Origin of the sequence: Actinosynnema mirum DSM 43827 (genome assembly GCF_000023245.1) — a bacterium.
Lineage (GTDB): Bacteria > Actinomycetota > Actinomycetes > Mycobacteriales > Pseudonocardiaceae > Actinosynnema > Actinosynnema mirum.
This window is the reverse complement of record NC_013093.1, coordinates 6,512,533-6,530,154: the sequence shown is the minus strand read 5'-3', so window position 1 is coordinate 6,530,154 and position 17,622 is coordinate 6,512,533. Positions and strand designations below refer to the sequence as shown.

General features: G+C 71.5%; 16 protein-coding genes and 1 pseudogene. 7 read left to right on the top strand and 10 right to left on the bottom strand.

Going from position 1 to position 17,622, the window contains the following annotated elements; translation table 11 throughout:
• Window positions 1-29: 29 nt before the first annotated feature.
• On the top strand, window positions 30-182 hold the full coding sequence (locus AMIR_RS40655) for a hypothetical protein (RefSeq protein ID WP_015804202.1): 153 nt from the start codon (window positions 30-32) through the stop codon (window positions 180-182).
• Between the two features lie 713 nt (window positions 183-895).
• Here AMIR_RS40655 and AMIR_RS27250 read toward each other — a convergent pair.
• The 5 genes from AMIR_RS27250 to AMIR_RS27230 form a co-directional block, all read right to left on the bottom strand.
• Window positions 896-1,078: a hypothetical protein gene (locus tag AMIR_RS27250; RefSeq protein WP_015804201.1), complete on the bottom strand. Its 183-nt coding sequence runs from the start codon at window positions 1,076-1,078 to the stop codon at window positions 896-898.
• 31 nt (window positions 1,079-1,109) lie between these two features.
• Entirely contained in the window at window positions 1,110-1,754 is a 645-nt protein-coding gene (locus tag AMIR_RS27245) for a GNAT family N-acetyltransferase (protein WP_015804200.1), read from the bottom strand.
• On the bottom strand, window positions 1,751-2,308 hold the full coding sequence (locus AMIR_RS27240; RefSeq protein WP_015804199.1) for a DUF309 domain-containing protein: 558 nt from the start codon (window positions 2,306-2,308) through the stop codon (window positions 1,751-1,753). The genes AMIR_RS27245 and AMIR_RS27240 overlap by 4 nt, the downstream gene beginning before the upstream one ends.
• A gap of 133 nt (window positions 2,309-2,441) precedes the next feature.
• A complete protein-coding gene (locus AMIR_RS27235; protein WP_015804198.1) occupies window positions 2,442-2,852 on the bottom strand; it encodes a VOC family protein in 411 nt (136 codons plus the stop codon).
• A complete protein-coding gene (locus AMIR_RS27230; protein WP_015804197.1) occupies window positions 2,849-3,283 on the bottom strand; it encodes a helix-turn-helix transcriptional regulator in 435 nt (144 codons plus the stop codon). The genes AMIR_RS27235 and AMIR_RS27230 overlap by 4 nt, the downstream gene beginning before the upstream one ends.
• Window positions 3,284-4,090: 807 nt before the next feature.
• Here AMIR_RS27230 and AMIR_RS39635 point away from each other — a divergent pair.
• On the top strand, window positions 4,091-4,477 hold the full coding sequence (locus tag AMIR_RS39635) for a hypothetical protein (RefSeq protein ID WP_143760915.1): 387 nt from the start codon (window positions 4,091-4,093) through the stop codon (window positions 4,475-4,477).
• A gap of 137 nt (window positions 4,478-4,614) precedes the next feature.
• Here the strand turns inward: AMIR_RS39635 and AMIR_RS27225 are convergent, their stop codons facing one another.
• Window positions 4,615-5,505, bottom strand: coding sequence for an SRPBCC family protein (locus tag AMIR_RS27225; protein ID WP_015804195.1), 891 nt, complete (start codon window positions 5,503-5,505; stop codon window positions 4,615-4,617).
• The gene (locus tag AMIR_RS27220) at window positions 5,502-5,810 is read right to left on the bottom strand and encodes an ArsR/SmtB family transcription factor (RefSeq protein WP_041837059.1); all 309 of its coding nucleotides are present in this window, start codon (window positions 5,808-5,810) and stop codon (window positions 5,502-5,504) included. Before AMIR_RS27220 ends, AMIR_RS27225 begins: the two co-directional genes overlap by 4 nt.
• 321 nt (window positions 5,811-6,131) lie before the next feature.
• On the opposite strand from AMIR_RS27220, the gene AMIR_RS27215 reads away from it, so the two are divergent.
• Window positions 6,132-7,265: an aminotransferase-like domain-containing protein gene (locus AMIR_RS27215; RefSeq protein ID WP_015804193.1), complete on the top strand. Its 1,134-nt coding sequence runs from the start codon at window positions 6,132-6,134 to the stop codon at window positions 7,263-7,265.
• Window positions 7,266-7,362: 97 nt separating this feature from the next.
• Window positions 7,363-8,049, top strand: a complete 687-nt coding sequence (locus AMIR_RS36280; protein WP_015804192.1) for a hypothetical protein — start codon at window positions 7,363-7,365, stop codon at window positions 8,047-8,049.
• A gap of 668 nt (window positions 8,050-8,717) precedes the next feature.
• On the opposite strand, the gene AMIR_RS27205 is transcribed toward AMIR_RS36280, so the two are convergent.
• Entirely contained in the window at window positions 8,718-8,972 is a 255-nt protein-coding gene (locus AMIR_RS27205) for a hypothetical protein (RefSeq protein WP_015804191.1), read from the bottom strand.
• 722 nt (window positions 8,973-9,694) lie between these two features.
• On the opposite strand from AMIR_RS27205, the gene AMIR_RS27200 reads away from it, so the two are divergent.
• Complete coding sequence (locus AMIR_RS27200) at window positions 9,695-10,993, top strand: hypothetical protein (protein ID WP_015804190.1); 1,299 nt, start codon at window positions 9,695-9,697, stop codon at window positions 10,991-10,993.
• 762 nt (window positions 10,994-11,755) lie between these two features.
• Here the strand turns inward: AMIR_RS27200 and AMIR_RS27195 are convergent.
• Window positions 11,756-12,433 carry an MBL fold metallo-hydrolase gene (locus tag AMIR_RS27195; protein WP_015804189.1) on the bottom strand — a complete coding sequence of 226 codons (678 nt, stop codon included), beginning with the start codon at window positions 12,431-12,433 and terminating at the stop codon, window positions 11,756-11,758.
• 131 nt (window positions 12,434-12,564) lie between these two features.
• Here AMIR_RS27195 and AMIR_RS42350 point away from each other — a divergent pair.
• A pseudogene (locus tag AMIR_RS42350) lies at window positions 12,565-13,500 on the top strand (acyltransferase family protein); the annotation flags it as partial.
• A 101-nt stretch (window positions 13,501-13,601) separates the two neighbouring features.
• Here the strand turns inward: AMIR_RS42350 and AMIR_RS27185 are convergent.
• Window positions 13,602-14,399 carry a maleylpyruvate isomerase family mycothiol-dependent enzyme gene (locus AMIR_RS27185; protein WP_049796981.1) on the bottom strand — a complete coding sequence of 266 codons (798 nt, stop codon included), beginning with the start codon at window positions 14,397-14,399 and terminating at the stop codon, window positions 13,602-13,604.
• Window positions 14,400-14,625: 226 nt separating this feature from the next.
• Between AMIR_RS27185 and uvrA the strand changes: the two genes are divergently transcribed.
• Window positions 14,626-17,484: an excinuclease ABC subunit UvrA gene (gene uvrA / locus AMIR_RS27180; RefSeq protein WP_041837058.1), complete on the top strand. Its 2,859-nt coding sequence runs from the start codon at window positions 14,626-14,628 to the stop codon at window positions 17,482-17,484.
• Window positions 17,485-17,622 lie beyond the last annotated feature (138 nt).

Below are 17,622 nucleotides of genomic sequence, written 5' to 3'. Positions count from 1 at the left end.
AACGGACCCCGTCGGCGCACGATAAGCCGATGACCCCACCGGAAGAACCCGTTCCGCCGCAGCGCCAACCGGTGGAGGACCGGCAGGCGGTGAGGCAGGAGTGCGGTCCTTACCGGTTGGACTTCTACGCGACCCCCGACGCGGTGGTCTGCGTGGTCAACGACGCCGAGCGCGCGCCGTGACCGCGCCCTGGACGGCTCCGGCGCGCCGGAGCCACCAGGTCCCAGCGCGAGGACCTGGCCGATCGGCGTGGAGCGGTCGGCGCACGACGCGGCCCTCGGGCGCGCGTCCGGCGCCGGACGCGACGCCGTACCTCGTCCGCCTGCGAACACGTCCCGACTAGGTCGGGACCGGTGCGTGCGAAGGGCCCTGCTCGCTGCCCCGAGCGGGAGACCTCGACGCCCACCGGTTCCGGCGCCCACCGCCCCGAGCGCGGGCGGTGCGACCGGCTCCGCGCGGTCTGCCCCCTCATCACCGCACGCGGAGCGGTCCGGCGGGCTCCCTCCAGCCCGTCACGCCGCGCTCTCCCTGAGCAGACCGCCGTTCTTCTCCCCGGAACGGCGGTCTGCGGGGCGGGAACCCCGTCGGGCGCCACTTCGGCGCCACGACGGACAGCGACCTGACGACGCAGGTCAGGTGATCGACGGAGCAGAGGCACGGAGCGACGGCGTCCGCGGTGGACCGGCTGGTGCTCGACGGCGGTCCACGTGCCGATCGGAGCCAGCCAGCGGTTTCGGGCAATGACGCTGGCCGGCGGCGCTCGGCGCCTGCGGGCGATCGCGCCCGTCAACGACGCCGATCAGCCTCCTGGCCGAAGCATCCGGCCCTGACCCGCCGACGTGATCGGGCGGCCCGCCTGACGTTGGGCGGGCCGGACCCGTCGAACCGGCGTGGATCAGCGACGGCGGCGGAAGCTGGGCGCGCGCAGCGCCGAGCCCACCCCGGCCATGTGCAGCGCGAGGAACAGCAGACCCGCGAGCGTCAGGGTTGCGGGTTCGATCACGCTGCCGAGCGAGGCGTTCGCCAGGTCCAGCAGCAGGGCCAGACCGAAGATGACCGCGGCGATGGTGGCGAGCACGGTGGCCTCCCAGTGAGTAGGTGACCTCCTGTTACCCGGCCGCCCCCGCCGCCAAGCGGGCGTTCGGAGCAATTCGCTTCCCGAGGAACACCGACAGCCCGCCGACGCCCGCCGACGTCAGCTCGTGGAACCCCAACCGCTCGTAGAACGCGAGCGCCGAGGCGTTCGCGGTCGACACCCCGAGGTGCACGCCCGTCACGCCGCGATCCCGCAGCGCGTCCAGGAACCGCGTCATCAGCGCCCGCCCGTGCCCACCGCGCTGGTGGTCCGGGAGCAGGTCGATGTGCAGGTGCGCGGGGTAGTCGTCCAGGTCCAGCGGCACCATGCGCTCCGGCGCGTGCAGCAGGTCGGCCACCGCGTCCGCCTGGGTGATCGGCGGACCGGACGGCGCGGGGAACCGGGCCGCCACCTCGGGCAGCCACTCGTTCCGGAAGCGCTTGGCGAACAGCGAGGTGTCCGAGGTGCCGAGCACGTAGCCCACGGCCCGCTCTCCGTCGTCGGCGACGAACACCAGCTCGGGCTCCAGCGCCGCGTACGGCCACGCGTAGACCGAGGACACCAGGTCCGGGTCCGGGTAGAGGTGCGTGCCGTCGCGCCCCACGTCGGAGGTGCGCACGCAGATGTCGCCGAGGGCGTCCCAGTCGCGGGGTTCGTAAGGTCGAATGCGCACGGTCATCCGCGCAACCTCAGCACACGCGCGCCGCCGACGACAGCCCGGTCCACCCCTGTTTCCGCTCCGGTCCGCTCGGGGGCGGCCAGAACCGCACCCTCTCGACCACCGGTGCCCGCGGCGTCGGGACCGGCGTCCAGGTAGGCCCCGCGCTCCGCCCAGTCCACCAGCCCGGCGACGTCCACCCCGTGCGGGCGGGCGTCGCGGTACGGCTCGATGCTGCGCGCCCCGCGCTTCACCAGCGACCGCGCGCCCCGACCGTTGCCGCGCAACGCGTGCGTCAACCCCACCGCCAGCTGCGCCAGCCCGCGCCACAGCTCCCGCTCGGCCTCGGGAGCCGACTTCCAGGCGTCCTCCAGCACCTCGTGGGCGTGGAACGGCTTGCCCTCGTCCAGCAGCCGCTGCGCTTCCCGCAGCGACTCGTCCGGTGCTCTCACGACTCCCTCGGGCTGCCGCTCGACCCCGACCGCCCCGTAGGGCAGCGGACGGCCCAGACCGTCACGGGGGCGCGCGTTGCGCGCCCGGCCGTCGGGATCGCGGTCGCGGTCACTTGCTTCCACGCCCCCGATCCTGGCACGCCGCCCGCCCCGGCAGCACGCACCCCAACCCGCCCGGACGCACGCGAGAGCCGCGCCACGCCCTCGACCGCTCCCCTGCACCGGTCGAGGACGGGACGCGCACCACCCGCCCGGATCAGGAAGCGGGCTTCCCGGAGAACCGGATCTGGTTGCCCGCCGGGTCGCGGAACGCGCAGTCGCGCACCCCGTAGTCCTGGTCGGTCGGCTCCTGCACGACCTCGGCGCCCGACGCGCGGACCTTCTCGAACAGGGCGTCGCAGTCCTCCACCCAGAAGATCAGACCGCTCAACGAGCCCTTGGCCCGCAGCTCGTTGATCGCCTTCGCGTCCTCGGGCGACCGCCCCATGTCCGCGCTCTCCAGCACGATCTCCAGACCGGGCTGCTCCGACGAGCCGAGCGACAGCCAGCGGAACTCGTTGAACGACACGTCCGAGCGCACCTCCAGCCCGAGGGTGTCGCGGTAGAAGCCCAGCGCGGCATCGTGATCGTCGACCTGCAGGAAGGTGTGGGAAACCCGAATGTTCACACCGGCGAACCTATCGGCGGGCCCACGTCGCCTGCTTCTCGAAATCTGCTCGGTCGCATCACCCGCATGGCGTAACAACCGGGCACCACCTGGACCGCCGAGTGCTCACGGGCCCGGTAGGCGCTGGGCGTCTCCCCGACCAGCTCGGTGAAGCGCGCGCTGAACGACCCCAACGACGTGCACCCGACCGCCATGCACACCTCGGTCACCCCGAGGTCCCCACGCCGCAACAACGCCTTGGCCCGCTCGACCCGACGCGTCATCAGGTACCGGTACGGCGTCTCCCCGTACGCGACCTTGAACCGCCGGGAGAAGTGCGCGACCGACATGAACGCCACCTGAGCCAACTCCGCGACGTCCAGAGGCCGCGCGTACTCCCGATCAACAAGATCACGCGCCCGCCGCAGGTGCACGAGTTCCCCGGTGTCCACCCGCGGAGCATCGCACCGACCCCTGACAGTTCCGGATCCTCCGAGCCCACCCCGCCCTGCCTGCCCCGCCCTGCCTGCCCGCCCTGTCCACCCCGCCGCCCCTACCCCTCACCCTCACCATCCCGATCCCGGCCCTCGTGCGGGGGGTTGTGCCGCACGGCGGTGTGAGCCGACGCGGTTCACCGCGCGCGATCAACGCACCGCGCACAGCATCTGGACATGGCCCGGTTCCCCTTCCGAACTGCCGCGTGCACAGCGCTCACCGTGATCGCGGTGCTGTCCAGCGGAGCGGCCAGCACCGCGGAACCGCACTCCGCGCCACCGCAGACGCGCGCTTGCGCTGCGGAGCAGCAACCACCCCGGAACCAGACCACCGTCGAACACCCGCCCTGCGACGAGCCAGCGGCCAACCACCCGGTCCGCCGCCAACCGATCCCGGCCATTCCGGACCCACCCCAACCCGGCAGCGGCACGGCAGGCTCCGGTGCGATCGCCCCAGGCTCAGCAGGCGCAGGTTCACCGAGCTCTGGCGCAACGAACACCAACGCGCCAAACCCAGGAGCCCCGGACAACGGCACCGCCAACAACGGCACCACGAGCGGTGGCACCACCGCCGGTGGTGCCACAGGCATAGCCGCGAGCGGCTCGGCCACGGAGCCCAACCCACAAACCCCAGCACCCCAAGCCCACCCCGCCCAAGGCCAACCGCCTCAAGCCCAGGCCCACCCCGGTCAGGAACATGCGGGCCAAGGACAGCGCCCCCCGAAGCACGCTTCCCCGCAACAACAAGGCCCCGGACAAACGCTCGTGGTCAGGAACCCCGCACCGCAAGCACCCCACGGCCACGCAGGCGCTCCCCAGGCCGTCCCGAACAACGCAGACGACAGTTCGGCGGCCCACCAACAGGCCAGCCCGGACAAGACCGACCCCGATGCCGCCAACGCCTCGGAAGACGACCGGTTCCAGGGCGACGCCGCCAGCGTCCCCGGAGTGCTGATCGACACCTCAAGCCCGTCAACCACCACCGCCGAACTCGCCGCGAACCAAGCCGGGAGCCCGCTGGCAGCTCCGGTCTCAGGTCAGACCAGCGCTTTTCGCGGCAACCACGGTTGGCCGGTGCTCGTGGCCATCCTGATGCTGATCGCCGGACTCGCGGTCCTGGGCATCGCGGGCCGAGCCCGCAGAGGCTGCTGAACCACGTGTGACACCCGCCCCGCCGCGACCGCTTCCCAGCGGCCGGGTGGCCCGGTCGCCCAGCGGTTCCGCGAGCGGCCCGAGGACCGCGCGACTCCGCTGGACGACCGGCTCTGCCGGTTCTTTCAGGGTCGTATTCAGTTGTGGATCACTGCGTAGTCAGCTGCCAATCCGTTCTCCCCTTCTTCAGGCCACGGGCGCTCTTCACCCAGCAGCGCCGCGAACAGCAGGTCCAACCGCACGTGCCAAGCGGCCAGCGCCGCAGGCACGGACACCTCCCCGGCCCCGACCACGTGGGTCAGGGTCACGACGGTGCCCCCGACCGGGTCGCTGGACAGCTCCCAGCGCACCCGGCCCGACGACGAGTCGAACTCGAGCAGGGTCGGCTCCTCCACGACCACCACCGGTCCCGGTCGGACGCGGGAACAGCCCGCGCTCTCCGGAGCGGCGTCGCCGACCGCAGGCGTTCCGCCACCGGTCAGCACGGCCCACACCTCGGCCAGCGGTCGCCAGACCAGGTCCCTGCTGAACCTGATCCGCCCGTCCGCCACTTCGCCGCGGTCCAGGCCGAACTCGCGGACGTGCAGCTCGATCGGGCCCAGGCGGTCCGGGGGAGCGGTGAACGGCCGGTCGCCCAAGCGCGCGTCCAGGGCTTCCAAGCACGTCCGCCACCCCACGGCGTTGCGCCCCGCGCCGAGCGGCCCCGCCCCGATCACCTGCGTGAGGACCAGCAGGCAGCCCCCTGGCTCCGGCAGGAGTTCGAAGCGCAGGACGTCCTCGTTCCACTCGAACGCGAACACCCTGGGCGGGTCCAGCTCCAGCACCCTGCCTTCCCCGGCGTCCATGGTCGGGTCGGGGAAGGCGAAGCGCATCCTCCCGTTCTCGAGCTCGACCTCGGCGGGGAACCAGTGCGCCAGTTCAGCGGGTTCGCTGACCGCCCGCCACACCTTGGACACGGGGTGCGCGAACCGCCTCTCCAGCCGCAGCACCGGTTTCCCGTCGATCGTCTCCAGCCGTGCGTCCCTCATTCGCCCATCTCCTCCAGGTGCCGGTCGAGAGCGGTGAAGCTCGTCATCCACATCCGCCGGTACGGGGCGAGCCAGGCGTCGACCTCCGCCAGCGGCTCCGGCTGGAGCCGGTACCAGCGCCGCTGGGCGTCCCTGCGGACCTCGACCAGCCCCACGTCGCGAAGCACCTTGAGGTGCTTGGACACCGTGGGCTGGGTCAGGTTGAGCAGCTCGACCAGGTCGTTGACCGGGCGCTCGCCTGACCGCAGGACGTCGAGGATCTCCCGCCGGTGGGAGTCGGCCAGCACGGCGAACATAGATGCCATGCTGGAAATATAGACGCATCGGCATATTGCCTGTCAACGGAGCATGATCCCTCCTCGGGTAGTGGCTCTGCCCGGTGTGGCAGTCGGTCGTGAACAGGATGCGGACAGTCGCCGACAAAAATCCGGAACCAGTGGTTCGGAGCGGCCCTCGATTCATCCCGGTGTGTGACCGAAGTCGAGGAAATACGCAGGTCAGCGACAGGGGGAGATTCGCCGGATCGTGAAGCTAGGATGGTCGCAGCGGCTCCTCGCACCCCTGGGCGCAGCTCGTCGACGCGGCACGACCGCGGTCCCCTGCAACTCCTGGCCCGAGGACTGCCCGTGCGCTCCCTTTCCGTGCCCAGCTCGCCCGTCCGCGACCTGCTCGCCCTCACCTCGCGCCCCGAGGTGATCTCCTTCGCGGGCGGCCTGCCCGCGCCCGAGCTGTTCGACCTCGACGGCCTCCGCGCCGCCGCCGACCGCGCCCTCACCCGCCGCACCCTCCAGTACGCGCCCACCGAAGGCGACGCCGACCTGCGAGAACAGGTCGCGGCCCGGCTCACCGCGCGCGGCCTGCCCACGCGACCCGACGAGCTGCTGATCACCACCGGGTCCCAGCAGGCGCTCACCCTCGTGGTCACCGCCCTGCTCGAACCCGGCTCCGTCGTCGCGGTCGAGGAACCGACCTATCTCGCCGCGCTCCAGTGCTTCCACCTCGCGGGCGCGCGCGTGGTCGCGGTCCCCGGCGACGAGCGCGGCATCGACCCGGTCGCGCTCGCCGAGGTCGTCGAGCGCGACCGGCCCGAGCTGCTCTACCTGGTGCCGACCTTCGCCAACCCGACCGGCCGCACCCTCGACGCCGAGCGGCGCGCCGAGGTCCTCCGCGTCGCCGAGCGCTCCGGGCTCCGCGTGCTGGAGGACGACCCGTACAGCGAGCTGCGCTACCGGGGGGACGCGGTGCCCGCGCTGGCCGCGTCGAGCGACCTCGTGCTGCACCTGGGCACGTTCTCCAAGATCGGCGCACCGGGCCTGCGGGTCGGCTGGCTGCGCGCGCCCGAAGAGCTGATGCCCGCGCTCGTGGTCACCAAGCAGGCCGCCGACCTGCACACCTCCGCGTTCGACCAGGCCGTTGTCGCGGACTACCTGCGGGAGAGCGACCTCGACGCGCACGTCCGGCGGTTGTGCGCGACCTACCGGGAGCGGCGGGACGCGCTGGTCGGCGCCCTGGCGGCGGTGCTGCCCGAGGGGGCGGTGCGGACCGACCCGGACGGCGGGATGTTCGTGTGGGTCCGGCTGCCCGGAGAGGTGGACGCGGCGGTGGTGCTGCGGCGGGCGCTGGAGCGGGACGTGGCGTTCGTGCCGGGCGCCTCCTTCTACGCGGGTGAACCTGACCGGGCGACGATGCGGCTGTCGTTCACCACCGGCGCCCCCGAGGTCATCCGGGAGGGCGTGCGGAGGCTGGGGGAGGTGCTGTGAGGCTTCCGGGCGTCCGGCAGATCGGGGCGCACACGTTTGCGCGTTCACTCGGATGGGGATTTTCGTGAGTGGGCGGGTGATCAAGGAGGAGCCTTTGATGCGCAGGCTGTGGCCGGTCCTCGCGACGGCGGTGCTGGTTCTCGCGAGCGGGTGCGGCGGGGGTGACGGTCGGCTGGTCGCCATCGCGTCGGACGGGCGGGACCAGGCCGAGCTGGCGCTGCTGAGCGGGGCGACCACGATCGTCGTGCGGGCCGCCGACCTCGGTGACGAGCTGGTGCGGGCGTGGGCCCCGGACGGGTCGAAGCTCGCGCCGCGCGCCAACGTCGACGGGGGCGTGGTGCGGGTGTCGTTCGAGGACCGCGGCGGTTCCGGGACGGCCGACGCGCGGGTCGAGGTGAACCGGTCGGTGCTGTGGAAGGTGCGGCTGGACGGCGGGGCGGTCGAGCAGACCGTCGACCTCGGGGCCGCGCGGGTCTCGTCGGTGGACTTCGGCGCCGGGTCGCAGCGGGTCGACCTGACGCTGCCCGAGCCGTCCGGTGCGGTGCCGGTGCGGGTGACCGGTGGGGCTTCGACGTTCGCGGTGCACCTGCCGACCGGCGCGGAGGCGCGGGTGCGGTTCGGCGGGGGCGCCGGGCAGGCGGTGATCGACGGGGCGACGACGTCCGGGATCGCCGGGGGCACGGTGCTGGGGACCGGTGGGGTTGATTCCGCTGGGGACCACTACGCGGTGGACGCGATCGCCGGGGTCGGGTTGTTGACTGTGGATCGTGGGGCGCGGGGTTGACGAGCGGCTCGCGGGATTGGTGAGTTCTCTTCGGATTTTGCGCGGGATTCCAGGGGGTCGAGCTGCTCGGCCTTCCTGGAGGGGGTGTGCAGTGCGGGCGCAATCGTTTGCCGTGGTGTGCGCGCTGTTCCTGACTGTCACCCGGAAGTGTGGTAAATCCTGTTCTGTGCAGCGTTTCCGCTGGTAGGTCGAGCGTTGCCTGATTCTCCCTTGATTCCTGGTGGAAGAACAATTGTCTGCGGGGGATCACTCCGGGCAGAATTGTGACGGGGACCCGGGCGGCCCGCACAGGTGCGGGAGGCGGGATTCGGTCGTGGCGCAAGACGGGGGCGTCACGGCCGCTCCACTAGTACGCGGCACGAGTGCGGTAGCGCTTGGCCGCTGTGCTCCGGCCGGGTCCTTTGTCGGGGTTGGGCGCGTCGCGGTTGATCGAGGTCGAGCGGTCGGCGTTGAGCGCAACGGCCTCGTGCTGACCGCCGGGTCAGGTAGTCCGGAGCTGCTGGTGCTGCTGGTGCTGACGGGGTCAGGTCTTTGTCGCCGGAGCGCTGTTGCTCGGTTGATGCCGTCGAGTGCGTGCTGGAGGCCTTCGGGGCCGTGTGCGGGCTTGGCGACGTGGAGCGGTGGTGTGAGTCCGGGGCATGGCGTGGGGCGTCGTGTGGTGTCGGGGTTCAGCGCAGGCATAAGTGGCACGGGCGTGCGGTGGGGTAGCGGGTCAGCAGTTCGCGGCGGGTGCCGCAGATCTTGACGTACTCGTCCACCCAGGTCTTGCCGTTCGTCGGAGTGCTGCTCATGGAGCGGCAGTTGGCGCGGTGCAAGATCATGGTGGCGGGGTTGAGGCTGTGTTCCGCGTTGATGACGAACTGGTCTGGGTTGGCTGCGATCCACCACTCGTAGGAACCGTTGTCCTCGTTGAACTCCAGCATTGTTCGATCATGCCTCCGGTGTGGGGGAACACCGCTACGGGCGGCCGTGGGAACGTGCTGCGCCGAAGGTGGAACCGTTGGGGTGTGGGCGGTTCGTGCTGCGGTGAGCGCTGCGGGTCGGCGGGTGCAGCGAGTGCCGGTGATGGGTCGGCCGGGTGCTTGGTGCTGTTTCGGGCACCGGCTTGGCTGGGCTGGCCTAGGGGTTGATGGCTGAGTGGGCGCCTTCGGGTTGGTGGCGTGGGGTGACCCCATGGCTGTGCTGGTGCTTGCCGTGGTTGCGGCTGGTGTTGTGCCCTGAGTTGGGCTCGGGTTCGGGCCTGGCACGGGCTTGAGCTTGGGGCGGGACCGAGCCTGGAGTGGAACCTGGAGTGGAGCGGGGGCGGGGCTGGGTGTGGCGAGTGAGTGAAAAGTGGTGATGCTCTGGGTGAATGGCTAGGGGGTGATTCCATTTATGACTACGCAGCGCCGTTGCGGGCGCATCTTGCGGGAGGGCTTCACTCTAAAGAGTGGTCTTTGGGATTGTGGTGGACGGCTTGGAGGTTTGGTTTGGGTGGTGATGCGTCCTGGTGAGTGAGTGCGGGAGTGGTGGGCTTCCGGCTGGTCGTGGCCGGGGTTGGGGTGCTGGCCGTTCTTGTGCGGTGCTGTTCTGGGCGTGGGTGTTGATCATTCTGTGCGGGGTCTAGGGGTCTTGGGGGAGTCGTCGCATCGGCGATAGTGGGGCCATGACTGCGAGCGATCACCTCGGCGACGCTGGTGCGTGGGAGGAAATCGGCGGCGAGTTGTTGGCTGCGTTCGAGTGCTGGGCTGATGAGCGCGGCGTCGACGTCGACCACTTCGTCGCACAGGCCGCTGTGGACTGGCGGCTCGCCGAGGGGCGGCACCCCGGTCGGTGGGACGTCGGGGATCTGCGGGAGTTGCTGCTCGTCGGGTTTCCGCGCGGGGTGGTCATGAGGGCGGAGCAGTGGCTCGGCGTGCCTGCGACGTTGCACCTGTGGGTCGACTTCCTGGGGTCGGTCGACGGTGGTGCGGTCGTGGTGGGTGATCTCGGGGAGTTGCACTCGGAGATCGACGTGCGCACCCCGGCCTTCCTCGACGCGATGGGCGATGAGCGCAACAGCGGGCCTGCGAAGTTCTGGGTCACCCGGATGCGGGAGCACGGGGTCGATCCCGACGACCAGGAGGAGAACGGTCGGTTCCTGGCCTCGGTGCAGGCTGGGGAAGTCGAGTACGACCGGGGTGTGCTCGACGTGATCATGCGGCGGGGTGGTGGTGAGTTCAGCAGCGCCTTCGTGAAGCCGGACGCCGCTGCGGTCGCCGAGGAACTTGTGAGCGGGCCGGTGCGGTCGTTGTCCTCGGGTGCGGTGGAGGCCGCGGCTCGCGAGTCCGAGCTGCTCTGGCGGTTGCGGGTTCTTGTGGAATGGGTTGGGGAGTCCGGGCGTGCGGTCACGTTGAGCGGGGCGCAGGGGGTGGTGCGGGACGGTGATCTCGCGCTGCTGCTCGGGGTGGACGAGCTGCGGGAAGTGGCGCTGCTGGTCGAGTGGGCCAGGGCGCTGGGGGTCGTGCGGGTAGGGGAGGGGCGGGTGGCGCTCGGTGAGGGCGCCGCGTTGCTGGAGCGGCCCGTGGAGCTGTGGCGGGAGGCCTGTGTGGCGTTCAGCGGGCTGGGGCACGTCGTGTGTCCCAGTGAGTACCCGCTGCCCACGTTGGTCGGGCAGTTCCTGACCGACATCGCGCCTGATCTGTGGGCGCGGCTGTACAGCACCGGTGGGACGCCTGTGCCGGTCGCTGAGCTGGTGGATCTGTGCGGGCAGGCGCTGGTTGATCAGCTTGCTATTCCCGGTGGGGTGCCCGAGGGGTGGGAGCCGGATCTGCGACAGGACGTTCTTCGGGTGGCCGCGGTGCTCGTGCTGCTGGGCGCGGTCGAGGTGTTGGGGGATGGGGAGCCGGATGAGGTGCGCGCTACCCCGCTGGGGTTGTGGGGGGCGTGGGAGGTTCTGCGGGAGCTTGGTCTCACCGCGGCCTAGAGCGGAGCGGCGTCGGGTGGGCGACCTCGGGCGGACGGAACAACCTGGGGCGGACGGCGGACGGCGGACGGCGGACGGCGGACGGGGGAATGGCGGACGGCGAACGGGGGAACGGAAGAACGGGGCGACGGTCGACGTACGGACGGGCCGACGGGCCGACGGACGGACGGGCCGACGGACGGACGGGCGGACGGGCGGGTGGGTGGCTTGGGGCAGGCGGGCAGCTTGGGGCTGGGTGGTGGCCTGGGGCAAAGGGGTAACTGTGGGCAGGCGGGCGAGCCAGGCCAGCGACTTCGGACGGGCGACCTCGGGCCAGCGACCTCGGGCGGGCGACTTCGGGGGCGAGGCGATCTGGGGTAGATGGACGCCCTGGGGTAGACGGAGCCCTGGGGTGGGGCGGCGACCTGGGGTGGGGCGGCGACCTGAGGTTATGCGGGCGAGGCGACCTGGGAGAGGCGGGCTGCCTGAGGCGGGCCGGCGATCTCTGGTGGGCGGGCTCGGCCGGGCGGGGCGGCTTGGGGGAGGCGGGTGCCCTGGGTGGGTAGGCGACCTGAGGTGGGCGGGCTGCCTGGGGCGTTCGTGGCAGGTGGGTGGGGCGGCGGGGCGCTGCGAGAGGGCGCTGTCAGGTGGTGGGGCAGGGCGGGGTGGGGTCTGTGGGGGTTGTTGGGAGCGTTGTCGGGTGAGTGAGGGCTGCTGACAGCGTTGTTCGGGGGTGGCCGGGAGGGGGAGGGCCGGGAGCGCGGGGCGCTCCCGGCTTGGGGGTCACCAGCCGCGGGAGCGCCACTCGTTCAGGTTCGGGCGTTCTGCGCCCAGCGTCGAGTCGTCGCCGTGGCCGGGGTAGAACCAGGTGTTGTCCGGGAGGGCGTCGAAGAGGCGGGACTGGACGTCGTCCAGCAGGCTCGTGAACGCCTCCGGGGAGGTGGTCCTGCCCACGCCTCCGGGGAACAGCGAGTCGCCCGTGAAGAGGTGGGGGTGGCCGGTCGGGTCGCGGTACAGGAGGGCGATCGAGCCTGGCGTGTGGCCGCGGAGGTGGATCACCTCCAGGGTCGACTCGCCCACCTGCAGGGTGTCGCCGTGCTCCACCAGGAAGTCCGGGGGGACCGGCAGGACCTCGGCGTCCAAGGGGTGCGCGGCGGTGTTCGAGCCGTTCGCGCCCGCGACCGCGCCCAGCGCCGCCCAGTGGTCGCCGTGCTGGTGGGTGGTCACGACCGTCCTCAGCCTCGGCCTGGTCACGTCGTGACCGACCAGGTCGGACAGGCGCTCCGGGTCGGCTGCGGCGTCGATGAGCAGCGCTTCGTTCGTCGCGCGGCACACCAGCAGGTACGCGTTGTTGTCCATCGGGCCGACCGACACCTTCGTGATGGTCAGCGCGTCCAGCACCCGGCGCGCCGCCGGGCCGCCCGGCTCGACGTGGCCGGTGTAGTCCTCTAGTACGTCCACGGTCGCCGACGGTAGCCGCCCGCCGGCCTTCGCACCTTCAGGGTCCCTACAGGAACGTTCCTTAGGGTTGTCAACGATCCGCCGCCGAACGCCGTTCCGCCGTCCCCACCCTGAAGCAGGTCACCCCCACCGTGCCGAAAACCCGCAGGATCAACTGGGACGTGCTGCGCGTGCTCGCCGTGCTGGCCGTCGTGCTGCAACACGCGACCCACGCCGGGCCGAACGTCCACCCGGAGATCGGCGAACCCCTGTTCACCGTGTCCCTGGAGATGGGCGCGAGCTCGCTGGTGGTGATCTCCGCGTTCTTCGCCTGCGCCTCGCTGGCCAAGGGCGACCGCGCCTGGTTCCTGCGCAACCGGCTCGCCCGCCTGCTCCCCGCCTACGCGGTGGCGGCCTGCCTGACCTACTGGGTCCTCGTGCACCTGGCCCCCGAGGGCTGGTCGCACCTCGAACCCCGCGACCTGGTCCTCAACATCCTCATGCTGCAGAACTGGCTCCCGGACGTCCGGCTGGTCGACTTCTCCTACTGGACCCTGCCCGTCCAGCTCACCGGGTTCGTCGCGGGCGCGCTGCTCGCCTCCCGCGTCCGCGGTCGCGCGCTGCCCGCGCTGCTCTGGGCCCTCGTGCTCGGACCGCTGGTCATGCGCGAGTGGATCGGCGAACCCGGTCTGCTGAAGCTGCTCTACGACGGCCTCGGCGCGCACCGCGCCCAGCTGTTCGCCATGGGCGTCGGCGTGTGGCTGTGGTCCCGCGAACGGCTCGGGAACCGGCACCTGACCGCGCTGCTGATCACCGCGCTCGGCGCCCAGTACCTGCACAGCGACAACCTGGAGGGCACCGCCGCGCTCGGCGTCGTGCTCGTCGGGGTGTGCGCCGCGGCAGCCGGGCCGGACTGGGACGTCGCGCCGCTGCGCGCGCTCGCCACGCCGATCCGCTGGCTCGCGGGCATCTCCTACGGCGTGTACCTGGTCCACCAGGAGATCGGCTACGTGGTGATGGAGCGCCTGACCCCGTGGGGCCCGGCCGTCCAGCTCGCCGCGTTCCTGGCCACCGCCGTCCTGCTCGGCTGGGCGCTGACCGCCCTGGTGGAACGGCCCGCGCACCGCCTGCTCACCGCCAGCCACCGCCCCGCGCTCGCCCGGTGGCTGCTCGTCGTCGGACTGCGCGCTCAGAGCCACCTGGGCAACGTCGGCACCCGGCCCTCCAGGCCGCTGCCGTCGCCGCGCCCGGTCAGCCAGCCGATCACCTCGGCCGCGCCGCCGCTGATCACCGGCGCGTCGCTGCCCGCCCCCGCGGGCAACTCCCAGGTGCGCTGACGCCCGTCGGGCAGCGCCACCTCCAGGCGCACCGGCGGCACCCCCTCGCGGTCGGCGTACACCCCGACCGCCTCGTTCAGCAGCAGCTCGTGCAGGTCCTCCGGGACGTCGGCGAACCCGAAGCCCGCGTCCAGGTCGACCAGGTGCACCCACACCTCGCCCAACCGCATCCACGGCACCCGCCCCGCCAGGATCGGCCCCTTGACCGGGTGCGCCACCTCGGCCTCCCACGCGGTCGCGGGCAGGTCCCGGATCGCGGCGGCGAGCCGCTGGCTGGCCGCGTCCAGGTCGGCGCGCAGCAGCGTCGGCGGACGCGCCCCGCCCTCGGCGATGTCGGCCTCGCGGTCCGCCATGCTCAGGTACATCGGGTGCTCGACCCCGGTCTTGGCCCACGTCAGCAGGTTCAGCAGGGCGTCCGCGCCGCGCGCCAGGTGCGTCATCACGTGCGCCCGGCTCCACCCCGGCAGCAGGCTGGGCTCCCGCACCGACGCCAGGTCGAACCCGTCGACCACGCGGTACAGCTCGGCCGTGGCCCGCTCGACCTCCGCCAGTCCGGCGAGCGCGTCCTGCATCGCGCCCGACTCCTCGCGTGGCGCGGGTACGCTCGTCGCGGAGTGGACCTGGGCTTGGGCTGCGTCAGCGAAGCTCATGGGCACCTCATCCCGGGATCTGCGGCCGAACGGCCTACCGCTCCAGCCTAGGGGCGTTCACTACCCACCGGTAGAGCCGTTGGCGCACGATCGAGGGGTTCCGGGGCTGGTCCGGGTGTGCCGCGCACCAGCGGGGGCACCCCCTCCCCGATCGTGTCAGCCCGCTCGGCGGGTACGCTTTTTCGAACATGTGTTCGGTGATCACGCAATCGGGAAGGGAATGGGTGTGGCAGACCGCCTTGTCGTTCGCGGCGCGCGCGAGCACAACCTCCGGGGGGTCGACCTCGACCTGCCCCGCGACAGCCTGATCGTCTTCACCGGGCTCTCCGGGTCGGGCAAGTCCAGCCTCGCGTTCGACACGATCTTCGCGGAGGGGCAGCGCCGCTACGTCGAGTCGCTGTCCGCGTACGCCAGGCAGTTCCTCGGCCAGATGGACAAGCCGGACGTGGACTTCATCGAGGGCCTGTCGCCCGCGGTCTCCATCGACCAGAAGTCCACCAGCCGCAACCCGCGCTCCACGGTCGGCACGATCACCGAGGTCTACGACTACCTGCGGCTGCTCTACGCGCGCGCGGGCAAGGCGCACTGCCCGGTGTGCGGCGAGGCGATCAGCAAGCAGACCCCGCAGCAGATCGTCGACCAGGTGCTGGCGATGGAGCAGGGCGTCAAGTTCCAGGTCCTCGCGCCGATCGTGCGCGGGCGCAAGGGCGAGTACGTCGACCTGTTCGCGAACCTCCAGACCCAGGGCTACTCGCGGGTCAAGGTGGACGGCCAGGTCCACGCGCTGACCGACGTGCCGAAGCTGAAGAAGCAGGAGAAGCACGAGATCGCGGCCGTGATCGACCGGCTCGCGGTGAAGACCTCGGCCAAGCAGCGGCTCACCGACTCGGTGGAGACCGCGCTGCGGCTGGCCGACGGGCTGGTCGAGCTGGAGTTCGTCGACCTGCCCGAGAACGACCCCGCGCGGGTGCGCCGGTTCTCCGAGAACCTGGCCTGCCCCAACAGCCACCCGCTGGCGATCGAGGACCTGGAGCCCCGGTCGTTCTCCTTCAACTCCCCCTACGGCGCGTGCCCGACCTGCACGGGCCTGGGCGTGCGGATGGAGGTGGACCCGGAGCTGGTGGTGCCGGACGACGAGCTGCCGCTGGGCGAGGGCGCCATCGCGCCGTGGGCGGGCGGCCAGACCGCCGACTACTTCACCCGCCTGCTGGAGTCGCTGTCGCTGGCCATCGGGTTCCGCATGGACACCCCGTGGCGGCAGCTGCCCGCGAAGGTGCAGAAGGCGGTGCTGCACGGCGTCGACGAGCAGGTGAACGTCCGCTACCGCAACCGGTACGGCCGCGAGCGCTCCTACTACGCGGACTTCGAGGGCGTCATCCCGTTCCTGGAGCGGCGCCTGGAGCAGACCGAGTCCGAGAGCATGAAGGAGAAGTACGAGGGCTACATGCGGGAGGTGCCCTGCCCGTCGTGCAAGGGCACCCGCCTCAAGCCCGAGATCCTCGCCGTCACGCTCGACCACGGCGCGCTCGGCCCGAAGTCCATCGCCGAGGTGTGCGCGATGAGCGTCGGCGAGTGCTCGGACTTCCTGGACGGCCTCAAGCTCGGCCAGCGCGAGTCCATGATCGCGGGCGCGGTGCTCAAGGAGATCCAGGCGCGGCTGCGGTTCCTGCTCGACGTGGGCCTGAACTACCTCTCGCTCGGCCGCGCATCCGGCACCCTGTCCGGCGGCGAGGCGCAGCGCATCCGGCTCGCCACCCAGATCGGCTCCGGCCTGGTCGGCGTGCTGTACGTGCTGGACGAGCCGTCGATCGGCCTGCACCAGCGGGACAACCACCGGCTCATCGAGACGCTGACCCGGCTGCGGGACCTGGGCAACACGCTCATCGTGGTCGAGCACGACGAGGACACCGTGCGCGCCTCGGACTGGGTGGTCGACATCGGCCCCGGCGCGGGCGAGCACGGCGGGCACGTCGTGCACAGCGGCCCGTACAAGGCGCTGCTGCGCAACAAGGAGTCGGTGACCGGCGCGTACCTGTCCGGACGCAAGCAGATCCCGATGCCGGAGCTGCGCCGCCCGATCGACAAGAAGCGGCAGCTGACCGTGGTGGGCGCGCGCGAGCACAACCTGCGCGGCATCGACGTGTCGTTCCCGCTGGGCTGCCTGGTGTCCGTCACCGGCGTGTCCGGCTCGGGCAAGTCCACGCTGGTCAACGACATCCTCGCGACCGTGCTGGCGAACAAGCTCAACGGCGCGCGGCAGGTCCCCGGCAGGCACACCCGCGTCAAGGGCCTTGAGCACGTCGACAAGCTCGTGCAGGTGGACCAGTCGCCCATCGGCCGCACCCCGCGCTCGAACCCGGCGACCTACACCGGCGTGTTCGACCACATCCGCAAGCTGTTCGCGGCCACCACCGAGGCGAAGGTGCGCGGCTACCAGCCGGGCCGGTTCTCCTTCAACGTCAAGGGCGGGCGCTGCGAGGCGTGCGCGGGCGACGGCACGCTGAAGATCGAGATGAACTTCCTGCCGGACGTCTACGTGCCGTGCGAGGTGTGCAAGGGGGCCCGGTACAACCGGGAGACCCTGGAGGTGCACTACAAGGGCAAGACCATCTCCGAGGTGCTGGACATGCCCATCGAGGAGGCGGCGGACTTCTTCGAGCCCATCAACGCCATCCACCGGCACCTGCGCACCCTCGTGGACGTCGGCCTCGGCTACGTGCGGCTCGGCCAGCCCGCGACGACGCTGTCCGGCGGCGAGGCGCAGCGCGTGAAGCTGGGCGCCGAGCTGCAGAAGCGGTCCACCGGCAAGACCGTGTACGTGCTCGACGAGCCGACCACGGGCCTGCACTTCGAGGACATCCGCAAGCTGCTGCTGGTCATCAACGGCCTGGTGGACAAGGGCAACACGGTCATCGTGATCGAGCACAACCTCGACGTCATCAAGACCTCGGACTGGTTGGTCGACATGGGGCCCGAGGGTGGTTCGGGCGGCGGGATCGTCGTCGCCGAGGGCACGCCGGAGCAGGTGGCGGACGTGCCGGAGAGCCACACCGGCAAGTTCCTCACCGAGGTGCTCAAGGGCTAGGTCGCGGCCCGTCGGAAAAATCTTGGGAATTCGGTGAACCCGCTCGAACCCCCGCTCGTGTAGGTGGCGGAGGGTCGCGCGGGGAGGTGCGACCCGCAGGGGGGAGAGGCCCCCGCGTCTCCGAGGGGGAGGGCGCGG

Coding starts and splice junctions, on each gene's coding strand:
- AMIR_RS27220 (WP_041837059.1), bottom strand. CDS start 5,810: ATGGCATCTATGTTCGCCGTGCTGGCCGACTCCCACCGGCGGGAGATC.
- AMIR_RS27200 (WP_015804190.1), top strand. CDS start 9,695: ATGACTGCGAGCGATCACCTCGGCGACGCTGGTGCGTGGGAGGAAATC.
- AMIR_RS40655 (WP_015804202.1), top strand. CDS start 30: ATGACCCCACCGGAAGAACCCGTTCCGCCGCAGCGCCAACCGGTGGAG.
- AMIR_RS36280 (WP_015804192.1), top strand. CDS start 7,363: ATGCGCAGGCTGTGGCCGGTCCTCGCGACGGCGGTGCTGGTTCTCGCG.
- AMIR_RS27225 (WP_015804195.1), bottom strand. CDS start 5,505: ATGAGGGACGCACGGCTGGAGACGATCGACGGGAAACCGGTGCTGCGG.
- AMIR_RS27205 (WP_015804191.1), bottom strand. CDS start 8,972: ATGCTGGAGTTCAACGAGGACAACGGTTCCTACGAGTGGTGGATCGCA.
- AMIR_RS27245 (WP_015804200.1), bottom strand. CDS start 1,754: ATGACCGTGCGCATTCGACCTTACGAACCCCGCGACTGGGACGCCCTC.
- AMIR_RS27185 (WP_049796981.1), bottom strand. CDS start 14,399: ATGAGCTTCGCTGACGCAGCCCAAGCCCAGGTCCACTCCGCGACGAGC.